Annotated in this window: 12 protein-coding genes; 7 read left to right on the top strand and 5 right to left on the bottom strand. The window is 36.9% G+C overall.

The window, feature by feature from the left end:
* Window positions 1-417 precede the first annotated feature (417 nt).
* Together QM524_RS10225 and QM524_RS10220 are read right to left on the bottom strand one after the other, a co-directional pair.
* Entirely contained in the window at window positions 418-1,113 is a 696-nt protein-coding gene (locus tag QM524_RS10225; RefSeq protein ID WP_283344496.1) for a tetratricopeptide repeat protein, read from the bottom strand.
* A complete protein-coding gene (locus tag QM524_RS10220) occupies window positions 1,110-1,706 on the bottom strand; it encodes an RNA polymerase sigma factor (protein ID WP_229363124.1) in 597 nt (198 codons plus the stop codon). The genes QM524_RS10225 and QM524_RS10220 overlap by 4 nt, the downstream gene beginning before the upstream one ends.
* Window positions 1,707-2,063: 357 nt before the next feature.
* Here QM524_RS10220 and QM524_RS10215 point away from each other — a divergent pair, with 357 nt between their 5' ends.
* From QM524_RS10215 to QM524_RS10205, 3 genes are all read left to right on the top strand, one after another.
* Window positions 2,064-2,423, top strand: coding sequence for a LytR/AlgR family response regulator transcription factor (locus QM524_RS10215; RefSeq protein WP_095163921.1), 360 nt, complete (start codon window positions 2,064-2,066; stop codon window positions 2,421-2,423).
* A 583-nt stretch (window positions 2,424-3,006) separates the two neighbouring features.
* Window positions 3,007-3,780, top strand: coding sequence for a hypothetical protein (locus tag QM524_RS10210; RefSeq protein ID WP_283344495.1), 774 nt, complete (start codon window positions 3,007-3,009; stop codon window positions 3,778-3,780).
* A gap of 162 nt (window positions 3,781-3,942) precedes the next feature.
* A complete protein-coding gene (locus tag QM524_RS10205; RefSeq protein ID WP_283344494.1) occupies window positions 3,943-6,570 on the top strand; it encodes a CHAT domain-containing protein in 2,628 nt (875 codons plus the stop codon).
* A 46-nt stretch (window positions 6,571-6,616) separates the two neighbouring features.
* Here the strand turns inward: QM524_RS10205 and QM524_RS10200 are convergent, their stop codons facing one another.
* Both QM524_RS10200 and QM524_RS10195 read right to left on the bottom strand, forming a co-directional pair.
* The gene (locus QM524_RS10200) at window positions 6,617-8,119 is read right to left on the bottom strand and encodes a choice-of-anchor I family protein (RefSeq protein WP_283344493.1); all 1,503 of its coding nucleotides are present in this window, start codon (window positions 8,117-8,119) and stop codon (window positions 6,617-6,619) included.
* 303 nt (window positions 8,120-8,422) lie between these two features.
* Complete coding sequence (locus QM524_RS10195) at window positions 8,423-12,040, bottom strand: GMC family oxidoreductase N-terminal domain-containing protein (RefSeq protein ID WP_283344492.1); 3,618 nt, start codon at window positions 12,038-12,040, stop codon at window positions 8,423-8,425.
* Between the two features lie 284 nt (window positions 12,041-12,324).
* Between QM524_RS10195 and QM524_RS10190 the strand changes: the two genes are divergently transcribed.
* From QM524_RS10190 to QM524_RS10180, 3 genes are all read left to right on the top strand, one after another.
* A complete protein-coding gene (locus QM524_RS10190; protein WP_166576773.1) occupies window positions 12,325-13,119 on the top strand; it encodes a hypothetical protein in 795 nt (264 codons plus the stop codon).
* Window positions 13,120-13,708: 589 nt separating this feature from the next.
* The gene (locus tag QM524_RS10185) at window positions 13,709-14,650 is read left to right on the top strand and encodes a hypothetical protein (RefSeq protein WP_283344491.1); all 942 of its coding nucleotides are present in this window, start codon (window positions 13,709-13,711) and stop codon (window positions 14,648-14,650) included.
* A gap of 310 nt (window positions 14,651-14,960) precedes the next feature.
* Window positions 14,961-18,014: a PAS domain-containing hybrid sensor histidine kinase/response regulator gene (locus QM524_RS10180; protein WP_283344490.1), complete on the top strand. Its 3,054-nt coding sequence runs from the start codon at window positions 14,961-14,963 to the stop codon at window positions 18,012-18,014.
* A gap of 165 nt (window positions 18,015-18,179) precedes the next feature.
* On the opposite strand, the gene QM524_RS10175 is transcribed toward QM524_RS10180, so the two are convergent.
* Window positions 18,180-19,787 carry a right-handed parallel beta-helix repeat-containing protein gene (locus QM524_RS10175; RefSeq protein ID WP_283344489.1) on the bottom strand — a complete coding sequence of 536 codons (1,608 nt, stop codon included), beginning with the start codon at window positions 19,785-19,787 and terminating at the stop codon, window positions 18,180-18,182.
* Between the two features lie 470 nt (window positions 19,788-20,257).
* Between QM524_RS10175 and QM524_RS10170 the strand changes: the two genes are divergently transcribed.
* Window positions 20,258-21,154 carry a hypothetical protein gene (locus tag QM524_RS10170; RefSeq protein ID WP_283344488.1) on the top strand — a complete coding sequence of 299 codons (897 nt, stop codon included), beginning with the start codon at window positions 20,258-20,260 and terminating at the stop codon, window positions 21,152-21,154.
* Window positions 21,155-21,160 lie beyond the last annotated feature (6 nt).

Below are 21,160 nucleotides of genomic sequence, written 5' to 3'. Positions count from 1 at the left end.
TCTGTTTTAGAGACGTTGTGAGCAACGTCTCTATTTTTCCTGAAATTTTATGTGAAAACTATTCATTAGGCAACAGGCACAAGGCAAAGAGTGTTAAAATATTTTCATTAACCACAGCCATGCTTTTTTCCAAAGCCCACCGCCGAAAGCTGTTACCTGAAAGCCTAAAGCACAATCTTAAATCTTATTCTGCACGATTATTTAAGTATAAATGCAAAATACAATTGCATTTATTTGCTCTAGGCAATAAGCATTAGGCTTTAGGCAAGCACATATTCTTGCCCAAAGCTCATTGCTAAATGCCGAAATCCAAATATTTTACACTTCAACTATTCAAAAAAAAAGCCATTGCATTACGCAACGGCTCGCTGAAAAAGATAGTTGTAATCCTTGTGATCGAAGATAGTAAATAGCCTTTTACCAGTTTTTCAATAACTCTTCCGCTTCTTGTTTTCCAAAAATATCTTCGTTACTTTCTGTAATTTCTACTAAGATACTTTTAGCTTTTTCCTTCTGACCCATCTGCAATAAAGTAATGGCTTCATAGAATTTTCCTTTATTAACCAATAGCTCGTTATTCTTCGCAATTTGCTCAAAAATACTCAATGCACTTGGATATTGTTTGAGTTGCAAATGACATAAGCCTTGATATTCAAGCGCTTGAGGGTCTGTATTGATACGTTTGAACAATTCGAGTGCCTTTTCATAAGCACCTTCATTATAACAATTTACCCCTTGTGAAAGCACATCGTTTTGGCTAGACATAGACGTGGGTAAAGTGCTCAAGTTTTCCTTTACATAAAGCTGGGCAAATTCTTCGGAAGTAGGTGATTGGTTGACGAAGAAAATACCTGCAATAATCATAACAACGGCTGCGGCGGCAACACTGACGAACTTGATAATCTTACCTCTTTGCTTTTGTTTAATCGTAAAATACAAAGCTTTAAGGCGTTCTTTTCGTTCTAAATCAGATAGGTGTCGCATTTGCAAATAGAAAGCCACATCCTTGGCAAAAGAAGGATCACGCTTTATTCGCTGGTTTGCGTGAGCATTTTCTTCTGTAGAAAGTCGGTTTTCACAAAAATCTTCAATGTATGCTAAATGATTGCTCATACTTGGGTGGAATTGTGTACTAAATCTTTAAGTTTTGACAGACATCTTTGACGAGATGATTTTACAACATCTGTGCTATTATAATCCAAGGTATTCATGATCTCGTCATCAGTAAATCCTTCATTCCAGAGCTTTAGTAGATCTTGACATTTTTGACCTATTAAGGCCAATTTTTGATAAATCAACTGGATTTCAGACTGTTGGATTAACTTTTGAAGAATCGTTTGATTATCAGGGATAATTGCCGAAAAATCACTTAAATCTACGGCTTGATGCACAGATGCTTTATTAGTCGTGGTTTTTCGAAAATGGTCAACACATTTATTTGAAAAAATTTGAAAAATAAATGTCTTTAACTCCGAGCGCTGCTCAAATCGCTGCTCTTTGATTTGTTTGATGGCCGCCAAAACGGTATCAGAGTACACGCTTATGGCCTCATCTTGTGCTAGATGATGCCTTTTAATGCCTACATCAACAAGATACATAAATCGTTCGTAGAGGATGTTTTCGTACCGACGATTCTGTGAGGGATTGTTTTGTAATCCTGCCACAAGGTCTTGGTCGGACAACTTCTTGAATGAAAAAGAAATCATAGCTTATTCGGGTATGGCTCAATAACCCAAAGGTTAGTGTTTTGAACTTTGAAATTTAATCAAATTTCAGTACATGGTCTAAGTATTTTCATTCGATTAAGTGAACGGTAATTGGCGTATCAATAAGAAGGGATTTACACTAGAGTAGGAGTGTTAAATTATTCTGTGTTAAAAACTTTTTTTAAAATTTTATATCCTGATTATCAGTGTGTTCGAAATTTTTCTCTAGAAATGTTTACTTTTTTTTACTCTTCATGTTTACCTCTTTTCATATCCTACGACTAATGCTTATGAAAACCAACACAAACACAAATAATCAGTACGAATCATCCCAGTTCCAAAAAACTTTATAAGCTTATGAATACTAATACCTCGACACATTCAAAATTATATATTGATAGAAAGAAAGTTGCTATTGATTATTCAGACATTGTTTACCTCGAAGGAGATGAAAATTATACAATTATCTATCTCTCCAATGGTAAGAAAGTTTTGTGTGCACGCACACTCAAAGACATCACGAATCATATTCAATCCGGTGAATTCTGCCGTATTCACCGCTCATATTGCATCAATCTCAACCATATCCGTAATTATAAACGCTCTGACCAAGAAGTTGAAATGACCAATGGACACCGTTTCGGAGTGGCGAGACGCAAAAAAACATTATTTGAAAAACAGGTTTCAGATTTCTGGAATTCTGAAGAAAATCATTGAAAATACAACAATTAAATTAGTGGTTAGGTAATCGTGTACATCCCTCAATTAATAATTGGGGGGTGTCTATTTAAGTATTAGTGGTGAATTGTGAATTTTGAATGTAAAAATTTGAATATCAATACATTATGTGTTATTTTGAATATTGATACGCTTTTGGCATTAGGTAATAGTGCAAAATAAGGTTTAAATTATATGCCTCGGCTCGAGTCAAGAAGAAGTAGGCAAAGAGTTTTAAAATAATCAAAAACATGCTTTTTTCGAAGCCCACCGCCGAAAGCCGATATCTGAAAACCTTAAGTACAAGTGCTGATTGGTAAGTTAGAAGTGTACCTAAGTTTTAAAATCATTTGAGAGTTCTGATTTCGGAAATATTTAAAAAAGCCTTCATTTTTATAAAACAGGGTTCAAAAAAGTAACTCAAATTTCTACAATCCAATATCCCGAAAGATTACATTTACTACCATTACATGATAGACAGGATTTCTGAGTAAGTATTTGAATACCAGATGATAAAGTATTGTTTTAGTTCTCCCAGCTTTTATCTAGAATACTTTTTTGTAACTAACTTACCCTACTATACATGAAATCTCAAACCTTTAAATTAACCTTCGTTTTGCTATTCGCTTGGATGAGTTTCCAAGCAACAGGGCAAAGTTGTTGCCCGAGTTATATCCAAGACTATGTCGAAACTGCTTACCTGCCATACGATGGATTTGGTGTAGACAATGTACAGTCATTTTTGATTCCCTCTGGTGACAAAATTCCATCCAACATGGGAGCGGCTGCAGAGGCAAACGCCAAAAAGTTTTATAGTATTCTTAATCAATCTTATGTATACGTAAAACCAGACCCCAAAAATGAGGTTCAGATTGTTCAAAAAAACACTTTCTTGATTCCTAAATCACCTAATTCACAGTTTTTTATGAAGTTTCAGCAAGTAAAAACTTGGGGCTTCGACAGTCGATATAACACTTTTGTAGAATTTAGTGCAGACGGTGGTCAAACTTGGACAACGAAGTTTATGGATTTGAGTTTGATGTTTATGGGCGAAGAGATTTGTATAGAATACCATATTAATTATAAAAATATATTAGCGGCTTTTCAGAAAATAGACCCTAACATGACGCTGGCAAAGCTCTTGGAAACACCACTTAATTATCGTTATAATTATGTGCCAAAAACTTCTACAGAAAAGAAAGAATATCTCCGAACACACCCGCATTTTGTGAAGCTTACAGCGGGTGCATCTGTCAAAAATTTGAACTTCCTTCACCTACTTGTTGATGACGAAGACGGTACTGGTGTTACTGGCGGAAGCACGGGTTCGGGCTCGCTGGCACCTCCTCCTCGTTAGTCATAAATTTGTGGTAACTATAATTTAATGTGTAATTTGAGTATTTGGTTATACTGACACTATTGTTGGTATAACCTTTTTTGTTTGTAGCTGTCGTATATCTCTTTAATCTTTGTTATCTTTCGAGATAACTCAATGAGTTATCAATTGAAAAAGGATTATATGAGCAAAATAGTACGTTTTTTAATAGCTTTTATCAGTTTTCTTTGGCCTTACTTTACCTTTTCTGTAAATACACATTTGATTCAAGAGGTTCAATCATTTGAGCAAAATTTGAAAAAGACGCCGCTTCAAAGTATTGACCAAGAATTTTTATATTATAAAAAATCAGAAAAATATTTTTTACAATTAGAAAAACAGAAAAAGTATGAAGAGGCCTACAAACTATGTGTATTTAGAGCAAAGCGCTGGGAAAAACTAGGGTCTTTGCCTGATAAGGAATGGGCTTATGTTTGGTATATCCATGCTTTTTATCAGTGGTATTTTTTTCATGATATTCAGGCTACTCGCAAACTAATTTTCCAAAAAAATAAGATTAGAGATTTTCAATTTGTTGATAAAAGTTGGATTTTATACTCGCGCATTTTAGTGGAGGATGGTTCCTATCAAGAGGCTATCGAATGGTGTACAAAGGGTATTGATAAGGTCAATCAAAAAGGCGATGTCGAAGTATACTTAGGATTATTAACCAATTTGATGAATGCCAAAGTGAAGCTAAATGCTCCCATTAAAGAAATCACAGAAGTGGGAGAGAAGCTACGCAAAGCGAGTATCAACTATAAAGAGAAAATGTTCTATTTCTATGTGTTTACCAATTTGGGTGAATACTATTATCGAAATCAGAATTTTGCTAAAGCAAGGGAATATTATTCACAAGGAGTTGCGGTACGATTGAAGCATAATCTGGAAAATTTAGAAGCAGATAATATGCTTGCTTCTTGTTTTCAAAAGCAGGGTAACTATCAAGCGTCTACAAATCAGTATGATGAACTTATCAAGTTGTTTGAGAAAAACTCGTTTGTCGCCTATGAAAAAAGTAAGTATTATCTGCATCAAGCGGATAACTTTAGACAACAAAAAGAACTAAAAAAATCTGAGGTTTATATTCAAAAAGCAGCAAACGCACTTGGGTATCAGTCGGTAGTAGATACTTATGAAGGCAAAAAATCAGATCTCTTGTACTGGTTTGACTACCGTATTCGGTTATCCTTAGAATATGGGAATCTAAAAAAAGTACAATATTTTCAATTGCAAGTAGATACGCTGATTGATCGTATGCGTAAAGAGCACACGGAAATTAACTCTAAATTATTCTGGAGAGAAAATACCCATCATTTCTATGAAAAAGCGATTGAAGTAAGCTTCAAATTAAAAGATGTAGAAAAGGCTTTCTATTTTATTGAAAAGAGTCGAGCCATTCTTCTGCTCGATGCCTTAAAGGATTTAGAGGCCAATGATCAGTTGCCCTATGAAGTAAAAGTAAGGAAGCAAAAACTCCAGTTTGAGATAGAATCCATGAAGGAGCAACTGACTAAGTTGAATGCCAAAAGTCGAACTTATCAGCAAATAAATCTCAAATTACTTACCTCCAAAGACCAATTAAACAACCTCATTGACTCGACAGAAAAAGTAAATCCAGCTTACCAGAAACTCAAGTATAACCATCATTATATTTCGCTCATAGAGCTTCAAGAAAAACTTAAAGCTAATGATCAATCCTTTTTAGAATACTTTGTTGGCAACGAAGCAGTGTATGCTATTTCGGTAACATCAGCACAGGTAAGACTAAAAAAGATTGCGCTCAAATCATATCTTGATGCGGTCAATATCTATCAAAAACAGTTATTGACTTGTAGAAATACCGCAACCAAAAAGGAGTTTAACTACCTCAAAAAGATTTCATATGCGCTATACAAGCATATTTTTGAGCCTTTTCAGCTACCTAAAGGACGCGTAATTGTATCGCACGATAACTACTTTGTTTCGATGGCGTCGCTATTGCCTGATTGGCGCGTTTCTGAATTTTTGATAAAAGATTATAGTTTTAGCTATGCGTATTCTGCTAATGTTTTTTTCAAAAATACTAATCGAGTAAATATCGGTCGAACGAAATTATTGGGAGTTGCACCCGTCAATTTTGATGAAAAATTGGGGGTTGCTAAGCTATATAACTCCGACCATACACTTGAGAATATCGAGAAAAACTATTTTACAGGAACGCTGCTGACCTATCATAAAGCCTCAAAAGCAAATTTTAAGAAGGATATAGCCGACTATGATATAATTCAGTTGTTTACGCATGGGAAGGCCGATTCAACAGAGTCAACCATTTATTTTCAAGATTCTGTTTTTAGCCTAAATGAACTCCAACGATTACCACAATTACAGGCTAATTTGGTTGTGTTGTCTGCGTGTCAAACCAATATTGGGAAAAATGCTACAGGAGAAGGAATTATGAGTTTTGCCAGAGGATTTGCTAACTTGGACGTTCCAAGTACCGTGTCAACCCTATGGAGTGTAGATAACAATGCTACCTATCAAATCACGGAATTGTTCTATAAGTATCTTTCTGATGGTTATGAAAAAGATATTGCTTTACAAAAAGCTCAGATGGATTATCTCAGGAAACCATTAAACCCTAATGTGCCATTTTATTGGAGTGGTATAGTCTTAATCGGAGATTCGGGGAAGGTGGTATTATTTTCAAAAATCTGGCAATATGCGATTATAGGAGTAGGTTGTTTGCTTTTTGGATTATTGGCTATTTTGGCATATAAAAAACTCTTTTAAAGTATGGATTGCGGGGAGTTAATCCCCGCAATCCATTATCTTAAAACTACATAATTGTCTTCGGTTGGAAAACTTTGATTACACCATCATTTTCGCTACTTACCACCAATAAACTCTTTTTGGTAGGGCTATCTTTTGCAGGAATAAACATAACACCTTCTGGCGCATCACCAGTTTTGAGTAATTGTAAGAAAACAGGAGCTTTTGGATTAGTAATATCATAAACTGCCACAGCATCCGAACGTTCCATGCCTACAAATACTACTTTTTTGTTACCGACCATTCCTGTTGCAATTCCTTCAGGTTCAACGCCTTTGTCGTCGCTTCTTGTGTCATCATAAAGCCCAGCTGTAGCACATTGTGTATCTAATTCTTTCTTACTGTCAAAAATCAATGAGCCATCGTTACCATTCCAAACGCTAAAGGAGCGAGCACCGAAAGAATATAATTCATCATAGTCGCCATCGCCATCGGTATCTCCAAGTGTTGATGTAATGTTCAAGCGACCTAATACAGCATCAGTTTTAAGTGTTGTAGCATTAGGGAAAACAGTCGCATCTAATTTTGCTTTTCCAATACGGAGTGTTTCTACAAACGTATCATATTCTCTGGCGTCACCTTCGTTAGCTGTAAACAAGTATGGCACACCACCAGCCTCATAAACGGCAATTGCATCGGGTTGGTACATGCCTTTTACTGGCCATTTTCCAAAAGCAATGGTATTATCTTTATCGCTTGGATCGATTTCGTTGCCATCCACATTGTAGCTCTTGAAACCTAATGGAAATACATTCGTGATAGTTTTTGAGGCAATACTGATTTTAGCAATCGCATTGTTTTCTTGTAAAGTTACCCATGCTGTTTTAGAGTCACTCGAAACAGTAATGTATTCTGGCTCAACATCTTTTGCCAAACTTGCATTAGGACCAAATACTCTGAAGCCTTTTGCTTTCAAAGCGGTAAGTTGCCCTTCGTATCCTGCAAAGTCAAGCGTTGTAACTGCATAGTTCTCGTCAACTGAAATAATGGAAATACTACCCACAGGGTCATTGCTGTAGCTAGCATTTGGTTCACCTTCGTTAGCTGACAAAATAAATTTGCCGTCTGGCGAGAAAGTCACCATATCTGGCAATGCACCCACGGTAATTGATTTGATCTCCTTGTAATCTGTTGTATTAAATACCACAATTTTACCTGGCGCTTGTTTGTCTGTAGACTCAATAGCTGCAGCTAATTTACCATTGCTTACGCTAACGCTATTTACATAACCACCATAAGGAGCAACAAGAATAGAAGAAATGACTTTGATATTGCTTGGATCAGCAAAGTCCAAAACATCAATTTTATTGACAGCACTATTGTTTACAACGAACAAACGCTTTGTTTGAGGGTCGTAAGCTGAGATTTCTGCTGCGCCAGTTTCGCCAATATCGATTGAGCCTACTTCTGCAAAAGTAGCAGCATCTTCATTAACAAAAAACTCGTTTTCGGTGGTGGTACAACTCGCTAAGGTTGCAGCGATAAGAATAGAAGTAAAAATCTTTTTCATCTTGAATAATTTATTTGTATGTCCGTTAAAGAAACTTGGGTACAAAATTATTATCGCAGTTTTAGGAGAATTGTACTTAAGAATTAAGGCTATATTAGGATTGTGCGCCTTTTGTTAAGGAAATGTTAGGAGATGCTGGGTAATATCGTGAAGAGGAGTGAAATACGCTTAGTTTAAAATAAGGATGTTAAGTAGATTATTGAGTGCAGACGTAAGATTAATGCTTAAAAACAAAAAATCGGATTTGAGAAAAACCTAAGCTTCTCTCAAATCCGAAATCAAATATCCGATATCCGAAATACGCTAACGGTGTTTGGCAAAAATCTTCTTTGCAGCCAACGAAGCCATCGCCATAATAGTCAGTTGAGGGTTGACATTGATACTGGTAGGAAATACGGAAGCATCGGCAACATATACATTGTCCAATCCAACTACCGCAAAATTTTCATCAACTACCCTCTCATAAGAATGTTGTTGACTCGCCATTTTATTTCCTCCTTGTGGATGAGCAGTGCCCATAAACAAGTCTGTCAATTGTAAAGGATAGGTTTCAAAATGCTGGATAAAATCATTGACCTCATTACTATTTTGAAGATTAAGTAAAATGCCAGGTTTGGTAGGAATAATGACCTTTTTTGCTCCAGCAGCTTGACCAAGTTTTACCAGCGTAACAATCGCATATTTGATGTTTTCGACATCACTTTCACTCAAAGTCCAATCAAAAGCCTGTCCGTTCAGAATATTGGCTTTAGGTTGAATACTCCCCATAGCATCCGAACCAATAAGCCCTCCAAAGTTCAGAAGCTTGTCATAATTTTTCATAAAATCATCTCTACGCTCAAAAACAAAAGGCATACAAGCCAACGCAAAAGCCGCAGGAGGGTTGAAATAGGTCTCAAACACAACTCTACTATCAGGTTGTTCGCTATGACTGTATAAGGTAATTTGTTCTCCGTCAAAAGCTTTGATAGGTTCATCAAACTCAAAAGCTAGTGGCATCCCAAAATTACAACTGATTTGCTGTCCGATTTGTGGATTGTCTAGCTCGCTACGCATCAAAAAATGACTCGAGGCAATAACCCCACCAGCTACAATAACGGCTTTATTGACTTTCACAACACGGATAGCACCGTTGTCGGCACGTAGGAGTACAGAACTCGCCTTGGTGCCCGTGTCATTCTTTTGTAAACGTAAGGCAGTCCAATTAGCAATTACTTTCACCCCCCAAGCTTCTGACCATGGAATATAGGTTTCCAACATTGAACGCTTGCGTAGTTTTTTGTTGCCCAAATTCCAGTTGCCATCACCAATATTTTCTAAGTGGTTTACTTCCAAAACTTTTGGTTCTGTAAGTTTAGAAGCCCCCAAAGGTGGATTTTGATTGTAATGTTCGACACCAATTCTGAATTTTTCGGCTACAATTTCATTTATACCGAGTGGATTCAATGGTTTTACGTTTAATTCACTTTTTATGGTAGGGTATTCATTGAAAATCTCCTCGACAGGAATACCGTAGGTTTCTTTCCAAATTTTAGCCACTGATTCAGGCATCTCAAAGCACACCGCATTGTTACTCACTGTCGTACCTCCCACGCATTCGCCTTGAAGCATCGTCATGGTAAACTGGTTTGTTTGTTGAAGACCACCTTCTTTGTAGACTTTCTTCATCATATCAAACTCATTATCTTGAAAATCTTGACGTGGTTGTAAGCGGCTACCTCTTTCAACTACTACTATTTTACTAGCAGCTTCCCTCACTTTTTGCTCATCTATTTTCCCTGAAGCATCGGTAAATTCCTTTTGGATACATTCAACCAAGCGATAGGCAGCACTTGCACCACCTGCTCCCGAACCTATGATGAGATAATCAACTTCTTCTGGCAAATCTGCTTCATGCGTGGGCGTAGAAACCCTTGGCGCAGGAATTTTGAGATCCTGAATTTGTTCGTAATTGTTGGTGTCGTTAGGCGATTTTGGCAATGGAGCAACTTCATGAAATGGAGGGTTAAATAAAGCGCCATTGCTTTGCAAGCGGTCTCGTGCGTCGGCAGGTACATAGCCAATCGAATGTCTGACATTGGCGTTGGTATAAAAAGCAAACTGTGTCAAAGCATTCAACGAAAGTCCGATTTGATACGCAAATTCCGAAATTAAAGGTACACTTGAAGATTTTCGTTGCCATTCATTTCTGAAAATATAATGATTCAAGAAGTACCTTTGTTCATCACGATTCATGGACGAAAATGGTGGTTTCATGCCAAAAAGTGTATTGAAAATATGTTCCAACAAACTAAAAGGCACATTCAGAATACCACGTTTTCTACCTTTGATACCAGAAATATATTGATCAATTGAGCTGGTAATCAAGGAAAGATTTTTCTCGTCACCCAACAACTGATTTTGTTCTGCTCCTAAAGCTTGTACAAGTGCGCGAATGTTGTCAGTCGCCGATGGACTCAAGGTATTGATTCCACAATCAATTTTATAATAAAGCTTACGAAGAAAGGCTAACAATCCTGCAATGAGCAAAAACACACAAGCATAAAGTCCTAAATACCAGTCGATATGCTCGAATATGCCATATTGATTTATGACTTTTACCTCAGCAAAAATAATCCAAACCAAGCCTAAAATAGCTCCAAGTACCATCGGGAATATGATGAGATTGGTAAAATGCTGTCTGAGAGAAATTCTGTTGACTAACAAAATACTAATTGCTGCCCATGACACAAACAACGTTATGGTATTGCCCAACATAGGATCTGGAGCTGAAAAAATAAGTCCCCAACCCTCTGTGGGATTTCCCCAAATACGAAAAGCTAACATGCTGATTCCAATTAAAATACAAATAATAGTGAGTCCAGTGAAGACTATTTTCTGCAGAGTAAGCGGAATCGAAAAGTTTATCGGAATCTCTTTTATTGCTTTAAAATCGCCTCGGTTGGCACGGTACTTGACCATGACAAATATGAAAATTGAGAGCAAGCTTCCCTCCACAAAAGTAGAAGTAAGCAGGTAGTCTCGGTAACTAATAGTGCTTGATGGATTTAGGTAAAAAATAAGCGTATACAGGGTCGAAAATAAATGGCCAGCTACCAATATGACACAAACATAGTAGCGTAATGCAATGTTATAAGCACCCAAGAAGGCAAGCATAATCATAAGCCATTCTTTGATGTACGTGTTCATTGACAAAGCTAAATTGGCATTTCCCATATTAATCATGTATTGAAGGGAATCTGGCCAAGGACTTGCCCCGAGCTGTCCTAAGGCTAAAATGCCCCAAAAGCCTAAATACCCAAATCCTGCCAATCGCAATAGCCAAAAGCCGATATCTCGCTTAGGTTTTGCTATCGTTTCTGTAGCCCAAGACTTTCCGAATAATTGCTCAAATTGCTCTTTTGAAGCACCTTTTACGATAGGTGTACCCCACAAGATACCAGCCACCAAACGAGCTAAAAATAGCGTAAGAATACTAGTGATTTTGGATAAAGAGAGAACGGTAAATACGATTTTGGTAAAATGGTCAGGAAGCCAGAAAGCAAATTTGTCAAAATGAAATATCCATGCGGGATGTGACGCCGTAGCATTAAGCTCGTACTGATAGAGTTCGGCAACGAAGTAACCAAAGAAAATAATACTCCATGAAAACCAAGAACTTGCTTTACGAAAAACGAATAGTAATGGTGATGTGGTAAAAATAATGATGATTGCAATCAGCCAAAATGATGGTAATTTGAAGCCTAGTAATGTAATTTTTTCAAAAACTATCCAATCTAAACGACTGAATAACGTTACTAAAGTAGCAACCAAGATCGTTTGAACTACAGCAATACATCCAAGGCTTTTCCAAACAGGTGTATTGTCGAGTGAATCAGGACGTAGGTATCCCTTTAGGGTAAAGAGAGCGGGGAGTTTCATAGTAGTTTTTTAAAGTATATCGTATAGATTGACGGTTGAAATAAAACAAAGACTGGTTTATTGCTCCAAAGGAGTGGTAAGCGAACTTTAATGACGAAAGCAATATATTTTTGATTATCAACAAAAATATACAATTTGCGTTGGTAATAAGTACTTTTTTAAGGCAAACCATAATTATTAATAAGAACTTTTGAGTAAAAGGCATGAACCCGTAAAATGCCATACTTAGTTATAACTTTTAAAACTGGTGGATTCTTTTCGACCACTTAACAGACGTATTTATAATGAAAAAACTTTTCCTAGCAGCCCATTTGGCAGTATTGTCTATCACCCAACCTATATTTGCCTTCAATACGGTCGTTCAAGCGACAAATGATAAGCCAACTAAAGTGACTTTTCATGGGGTTTATAAGATTCCTGATCATGAAATTTATACGATTGTGAAGGGTATTCGCACCGCAATCAAGGAGAGTTCTGAGCTTCTGATAGAACCTAACAGTAGTATTGTCTTACGTGTTATTGATCTCAAAACAAACCAGATTGTAGCTAGAGAAAAAATCATGTATATGAATTTGGCTACAGATCTAATTTTTGAGTCATTGCAAGGGGAAAACGTTTTGTATAAACGTAAAGCCTCAGTAAGTACGGGAGTAGTGTCCGAAAAAGCAGTAACCAGCACCAAACCTACGGTAATTGCAACCCCAACTGCACAAAAAACAGAAAGTGCACGTCCATTTGTAAAGCCAAAGCCTGGGACATTTCCAGAAAAAGATGGTATACGTTCAGCAAAGGGGATTTCTGAAGAAAAAGTACCAACAACTACAAAGGCAGCAACTCCTGCCAAACCAGTAGAAAACAACGCTGTGGCTGCGCCATCTAAATCAACCAATGCTGCAGAAAGTGAAAAACTTGACCCAAGGGCTACGTTGACAAGGGTAAATTTACCTAAGCCCAAAGAAGAACCTACTCCTAAAGTGGGAAGTTTGGGTGCTATCAATGCTAAGCCAATTATCATTAAAAAAGCAGCAACCACCAAGCCTGCGTCAACTACCAATACAAAGACCAAAACAAAACAGTAATTTATCAGTGTCCAGAAAAGTGCTTTAGAAATCAATCATTTTTATCGGCTCTATGAGGGGATAATTTGATAGAAGTTAGGTATTTTTCTAAGTTATTATGTAGAATGCTATAGATGCGAAAGACTGCAATTTATTTTGTTGGTTTTCGCACCTATAGCGTTCTTCTTTCCCAAGCCCACCACCCAAAGCTCAATCTTAAATTTTATTTTGAGTAAGTTAGTGGGCAAAATAGAATTTAATTTTTGTGCCTAAGGCATTCATGTATCAGCTTTCGGTGGTGGGCTTTAGAAAAAAGCATAGCTGTGGTTAATAAAAACATTTTAACACTCTGTGCCTTGTGCCTGTTGCCTTGTCCCTAAACACATAACTTAAATCTAATTCTGCTCGATTACTTACTAACTTAAGTTTTTGATAAATAGAACTTTATATTTTATTCTTAGTGCTTTAAACGAACTTCTTTTATTTGATATCCTCCCGCTTAATCAGCCTACTCGTTACAACTCAAGAATTCTAATTATCTTTAAGGATATTTTTACCCACGCTGCCAAAATTGGGTTGCTTAGTCTATAGTAAACTGTTAACCATACTCATGAAAAGTCGTTTTTATTTACCAATACTGTTTGTCATTGCCTGTATCGCCTGTGAGAAAAAAGTGCATCGTGAGGTAAAATTACCCATCAGTGATTCAACCTTATTTGTAAATACTCCGATTAAATATTGGATTGAAAATCAAGAGATTGATGAAGCCTCTGGCTTGGCTGCCTCTTACCAAAATCCACATAAGTTTTGGGTACACAATGATAGCGGAGGCGACAATGTATTGTTTTTGATAAATGCCAAAGGGAATGGGTTTCAGAAACTTCATTTAGAGGGTATCAAAAATCGCGATTGGGAAGATATTGCTGTGGTTAAAAACGGCACCTCTTCAGAAATTTATATTTCGGATACTGGGGATAATTTTAAATGGCATTCTACAAAATTTATTTATCGTTTTAAAGAACCAATCATGGCCGAAAAGCCCGAATTGACGGTAAGCCAGATTGAGACCATTGAATTTGAATACCCTGATGGTAGAAAAGATGCCGAATGTTTACTAATAGATCCTATTACAAAAGATATTTTTATTATTTCAAACCGAGAAGCTGAAAAGCATATTTACCGTCTCAAATATCCGCAGTCTACTCAACAGGTGAATACGGCCGAATTTGTTGGAATTTTGAATGCTTCAAAAGAAAAACCTACAGACGATAAGGCTTCACGACAAGATTTGTTTATCACTTCAGGTACTGTTTCGAATAGAGGGGATGAAATTTTGGTCAAAAACTATAAAAATATTTTCTACTGGAAAAAATCTCCTAACGAAACCATTGCTCAAGCACTTCAGCATCCTTCAACCGTACTGCCCTATGAAGTAGAGTCTCAAGGAGAGGCGGTAAGTTTTTCTCAGGACCTTGCAGAATATTATACGATTACAGAAAAAGGGCATCGTAGTAACGCGGTATACCTTTCTTGTTACAAGCGTAAAAAATAAAGTTCATCCAGAATCTTTTTAGGAGAATATTCAAATCAATTGTCATTAAACAGAGGATGATTGTTGTATTGTAGGGTTAATCGTCAAAAATGATTTTTTGTTACCAAATGTTAACTTTTATTTGGTATGATTTTTGCAGCTTTTTTTGTAACTCTCATATTTGACTTAACTAAAACTATTGTGTTGAAAATGAGATAGTTATAGCCTAGCCTTACTATTGTGATTCTCTTTGCCGTCATTTATATAGACACATACAAGCAGCTTCAAATAGTAACTTCCAACCGTTAAGATTATTTGTGGACAGTTGCTTATGCAAAATCTGGTAAATCATATATTTGAGGATACATTTGTTGGATATTGGCTTTGGGATGCAAGCTCCAATCTGAACTCATGTAATCCTATTCTTCTCAATCTTCTGGCATATCCCGAGGCAACATTAAACGCTTCGGAGGTTTTTTGGTATGACTACCTGTCCGCTTCGGATTTATATGCTTTTCAAAACGCATTCGAAGAATTATCTCAAACGATTGAGCCTCGAAATATTTCATTCAAGTGGCGCTTGAAACTACCCAATCAGGAAGTTAGATATGTTCGTGCGGGATTTAGAAACCTCCTCAACGACTTTTCAGTTGAAGCTGTAGTCGGTAGTTTTATCGACATTACTGAAGAAACCTTACAACTGCTGGGTGCTCAAAGGGAAGAAAAACTCTATCAACAAACGTCGCAATTAGGCAAGAGTGGTGCCTGGGAATTCGATCTTAGCAAAAATTGGTTTTATTTCAATCATCCCGCTCTCAAGATTTTGCATCAACCATCAGCTCGGGTGGATTGGGAAGGGTTGAAGGGTATTTTTGCTCAAACCGATGATTTTCTTTCATTCGAACGCAATGTCAAAGCTTTATCTCCCTCTTACAGTACTTTTACCCTAGAGTTTGAGGCAAATAAAAGCCTTGGAACTGGGCGTTGGTTTAGAATTATTGCAGAGTTAAAAAGCGCTACCATATCCTCGACAAAAGTATTTGGCATCATACAAGATATTACTGATTTTAAGTTATTTGACGAACGCCTCAATGTGATATTTGAGCGCTCGACTGACGCACATTTGGTATTTGACGAGAATGGTATTATTGATTGTAATGCTGCGGCAGTCCAAATGCTAGGATGCGACGACAAGGCGACGCTTTTGAGATATCATCCAGCTCATTTTTCACCTGATTTTCAACCTGATGGTATTACCTCATTTGAAAAGTCTAAAAAGATGGATGCTTTGGCGCGTCAAAATGGGTATCATCGTTTTGAGTGGCTACACAAGCGCCTTGATGGCACAACTTTTTTGGCTGAGGTAACACTCAATCCCATTCGATTAAATCAGAAAGATGCACTTTTGGTGGTATGGCATGATATCACTGAAAGAAAAAAAGCGGAGGCAAAACTTGCCAATACGCAACTTTTACTCGCAGAGACGCAATTACTGACACATTCGGCAAGTTGGGTGCTAGATTTATCAACTCATATCAATACATATTCATCGGCGGCTTGTGAGATATTTGAAATAGAAAATGTTTCTAGTTTCCCCAAAATCAATCCGCTTGATTGGATAGATGAAAGTGCAAAGGCACATTACCAACAGGTATTAGAGCAGGCTATTCAAACTGAAGAAGAGTTTGAAATTGAGCTTCTGATTAATTTGCAAAATGGCAAAAAGAAGGTAATACGAAAAATCGGAAAACCAACCATTTCTGAAAGCGGGAAAGTAGATAAAATTATTGGTGCTATCTTGGATATAACGCAAGAAAGAAAAGACCAAGAAGCAATATTAATTAAGCAAGAGCAGTTTGCCAGCTTTATTACAAATACGCCTGCTGCTATAGCAATCTTTGATACCAAATTGAATTATATCGCTTACAGTCAGCATTGGATAGATTCTTTGCTCATTAAAGAACAAGATTTGGTAGGAAAAAATCATTACGAGGTTTTGCCATATATTCCCCAAAAATGGAAAGCGATTAATGATTTGTGTTTGAAGGGAGAAATTCATCATTCTGAAAGTGATTCCTTTACTCGTACAGATGGCAAGCAAGAATGGATACGCTGGGATGTTCGTCCGTGGTATATAGAGGCAGGTGAAATAGGTGGAATTATCATTTGTATTGATGTAATTACTGATCAAGTTGAGGCCCAAAATACACTTATTCTCGCCAAAGAGGAGGCAGAACAAGCGGCAGTTGCCAAAACACAGTTTTTGTCAACGATGAGCCATGAAATACGTACACCAATGAATGCTGTGATTGGAATTACACATTTGTTGATGCAAAATGCGCGAGAGGATCAAGCTGAATACTTGAAAATTTTGAAGTTTTCAGCAGAGAATTTATTAGTGTTAATCAATGATATTCTTGATTTTAACAAAATAGAGGCAGGTAAAATTACTTTTGAAGAAGTTGATTTTAACCTGAAAGATTTATTGCTCAATATCCGAGCTGCGTTATTGCAAAAGGCTATTGACAAAGGGATTCAGTTGAAACTGTTGATGGAGGATGATCTTCCTGAGGCGGTAAAAGGAGATTCGGTGAGAATAGGTCAGATCCTGACTAACCTAGTTTCCAATGCGGTGAAGTTTACAGATTATGGACGTGTTACGATTTCGGCATCAATTCTGAAAAAAGATGCAGATTCGACCACTATAACGTTTGAGGTGAAAGATACAGGAATCGGTATACCTCAAGACAAATGGGATTCTATTTTTGACAGTTTTACGCAAGCCAGTTCAGAAACTACCCGTAAATACGGAGGCACTGGACTAGGGTTGACCATTACGAAGCGATTGTTGGAGTTACAAGGCAGTAAAATCCAACTAGAAAGTGCTCCAGGAGAAGGATCAACATTTTATTTTGACCTTCGTCTGAAGAATAGTTCATTCCAATTTAAAAAACGTACTGAACCTGACATGACAAACCAAAAACACCCAAGTTTGAAAGGACTTAAATTATTAATTGCTGATGACAATCGAATAAATATTATAGTAGCACAACAATTCTTTAAGCGATGGGATATTGAAAGCGATGTTGCCGAAAACGGCATACTCGCTGTTCAAATGGTACAACAATCAGACTATGATATGGTCTTGATGGATTTACAAATGCCTGAAATGGACGGTTATGAGGCAACCAAAAGTATCAGAGCGTTAAGTAATGATAGATTCGCGCAGATTCCAATCATTGCCTTAACAGCCTCAGCCATGCTCGATATTAAGGATAAAGCATTTTCGGTGGGTATGAATGATTACATTTCCAAGCCTTTTAATCCTGACGATTTATATCGCAAAATTGCATTGTATAAAAAGGAAAATACTCAGGAGGTTTAGATGTGCTACCTGCTTGTATGAACATACCTTTGGTAGGTATTCAAATTGACTGGGGATATAGAGAATGAGTGATTTTTATTTGTATTTCAGCCATACATTTCTACCGCTGGAATAGCGATATTAAAAATAATGAAATCACTCAATCTCCATTCAATAAATGAGAAATCAAGGTACCTTCAACACTTTTCCGCGATAGACTGGAGCAATTTTAACATTACCTGTAGCAGGAGTAACCGAAATCAGGTAAAGATTAGGGGATAGCTCTGCCATGTCTAGGGGAAGAAGGTTGTTTTCTGCAATCATATTTTCGTGTTCCTGCACTAGTCTTCCTGCACCATCATAAATCTTCACATTAAAAAATTGGCTCTCTGCCTCCAAGCGTACAAAAAGAATTGAACTACAAGGATTAGGATAGGTTGGTAATTCTTGAACAGGGATGAAATCATCAACTGTCCAGTTGCCCGTATATTCATAACAACCAATATCGTAAGCGCCGCCAATAGGTCTAAGCGTATCAGTTAAATCCGTTCTGATTCGAAGATGAGATAGATCTTTTCCTGCATTTACTAATGGAGAGGAAAGTCTTGGCTTATAGTTGTCATCGTTGGAATATTGTAGCTTTGCGTTGTCGATGGACTTATCAGTAAAGTTATTCGAGACTATAGATTTTACGGTTGTATTGGTTTTGATATATTGATTGGTTGGAGTTTTGAGCAGCAAATTATTGTATACTTCATATTGTTGAATATTACTGTATAGTTTAATACTTTCTCCCTTGGTACTGATGATACTATTATTCATAATTCGAACGTAGGTATTTTCAGAAGAACGCGGTCGGGTATCTGAAAAAATACCATTTCCACCCACATTATAAATTAGGTTATTATATACCTGCTGATTTCCCAAACCACCTAGCATAATAATACCGGTGCCGTTGACATCATGAATAATATTGTTATAACAATCTCCTCCTGCACCGCCTCCGATTTGAATGCCATTTACTTGATATACTGAAAATGGATTATAGCCTGTGTGTTGAAGTTCATTGTGGTGGACTTTAGCATCGGGTGCACACGCATACTGAATTCCTTCGGCAGCGGTTCTCAATATTTTATTATGATGTATATCTAAACCATAAATCAGGTGGGGCCAAGCTAAAGTTTTGCTACCATCACAAGTGATTTCCTGACCTTCATTCCAAAACGAACTACCAATGTACATGCCTTCGCTGCCTGTATCATGAATATAGTTGTGATGTATCAAAATATTAAACATCGCAAAATTCCCTTCCCAGTTGCTTTGGTCACAAAAAGGGTCAGATTTGACCATGATTCCCGCAAAGCCCACATGTGACACTTCTGTATTAGCTACCTCGATATCGCTACTGGTTCCTTCTATTTTGATCCCCATGGATGCATTGGCAGTGGCACTAATCCCAAAACCTTCTTTCACAGTAGCATCGCCTGAGCCTAAAAATTGAACATAATTACAGTCCGAAAATAAAACCCCCACATTATACCCGGTGATGTTTACTTTTCCACTACAGTTGATGATTTTGATAGGTTGAGTGGCGGTTCCTTTGATATTATTAAATCGAATTTCGGAATAATTACCTGCGCTAAAACATACAGTTTGTCCGGGCTTTACTGGTAAATTAGAAGGGTCAAAATAATTTGCTTTGCTTATGGTAATATCGCAATTACAGTTCTGTGAATAGGAAGAATAACAGACAAGAAGACTCCAAAAAGATATTATTTTTATGATTATGCGCATAATTCTGTACACTAAGATGAATAAATTAATAATTGGCGGATAATTAATCAAAACATTAAGCTTAGTAATAGGTGCTGTTAACAAAATTATGAATTTTTTGCATTTATGTATCTTTTTGCTCTAAAATGTATTTACAAAAAGCCTTCTCTATTTTTATTACAAAATAATACGAGCACGAGGAATGATTAAACAAATCGTAAAACTGTATTTTAGCCTTTGTTGGAGTTATTTTTAATAAATATGCGCCAGCAACAAGCTGGCTCAATTATACAGGTAATCTTGGGTTTGTTGCTAACGCAAGGCTCGTTGCAACAACCTCCAACCATGGCGAAATGATAGGAGCTTATAATCATAATTCTACATTCTTTATGTTTGTAAGCACTTACAAATAACAGATATACGATTAACTAGTAACATCTATCAACTTACGATAATAGGATTGACTATCTTTGTGGCAAAATAAAATGAAAATGGCAGATAGTGAATGGATAGATGAGCTTTCTCAATGGCTCGAATTGCAGGGAATTCCTTTTGAAAAAACCGTAGAGGAGTTGGAAGGACAGATTTTGCCTTTGATATATTTTCCGACCAAAAATATAAAACTTCTTCTTTTTGATATTTACGATTGGGAGCAAAAACCACTTTCGGAATCTTATGGTACCAAATTGAGCCAGTTGGCAGCTACTACGGGTAACAAATACATTTGTCTTTGGCAAGATTTATGGTACACCAAGCAAGCACTTCTCAAGGCAAGAATTCGTAGTGTGTTAGGCTTTTTTACCAGATTACATGCGCGTCATTGTGTGGTGTCCAGAATTGATAAACCTTTGATGGAATCGTTCTTCAATACACATCATTTACAAGGAAGTACGCAAGCTAAGCTTAAATATGGACTTTTTCTCAAAAAACAATATATCCAGAAATACTTGGGCGAAAATTTTCCTACTCACGAAAATGCACTGATTGCCGTAGCGAGTTTTAGTGGTGCTCGAACCATGAAGTGGGGTGATAGACAAGATTTTCGTTCGTATGAATTACTGCGATTTGCCTCATTGCAAGGATATGTTGTGGTAGGAGGAATGGACAAACTTATGAAGGCTTTTATGCATGAGAACCAACCAGATGATATTATGAGTTATGCTGACAAAGATTGGTCTAACGGACGGAGTTATCATGTTCTAGGATTCAAACAAGTGGTTGATTTTGAAATAGCTACCTATTATTGGGTGAATTCAAAAACGTATGAACGCTATCCTGAAAACCGTATTTTGCAACAATATTCACTAGAAGAATTGAAATCCCAAGGTTGGATTAGGATAATCAACTCTGGTAGTTTGAAGTATATAAAAACACTTTGTAAAGAATAGAAAGAT

This window comes from Flectobacillus roseus (genome assembly GCF_030056595.1).
Taxonomy (GTDB): domain Bacteria; phylum Bacteroidota; class Bacteroidia; order Cytophagales; family Spirosomataceae; genus Flectobacillus; species Flectobacillus roseus.
Note: the sequence above shows the minus strand (reverse complement) of the source record. Positions and strands in the feature narration are given on the sequence as shown.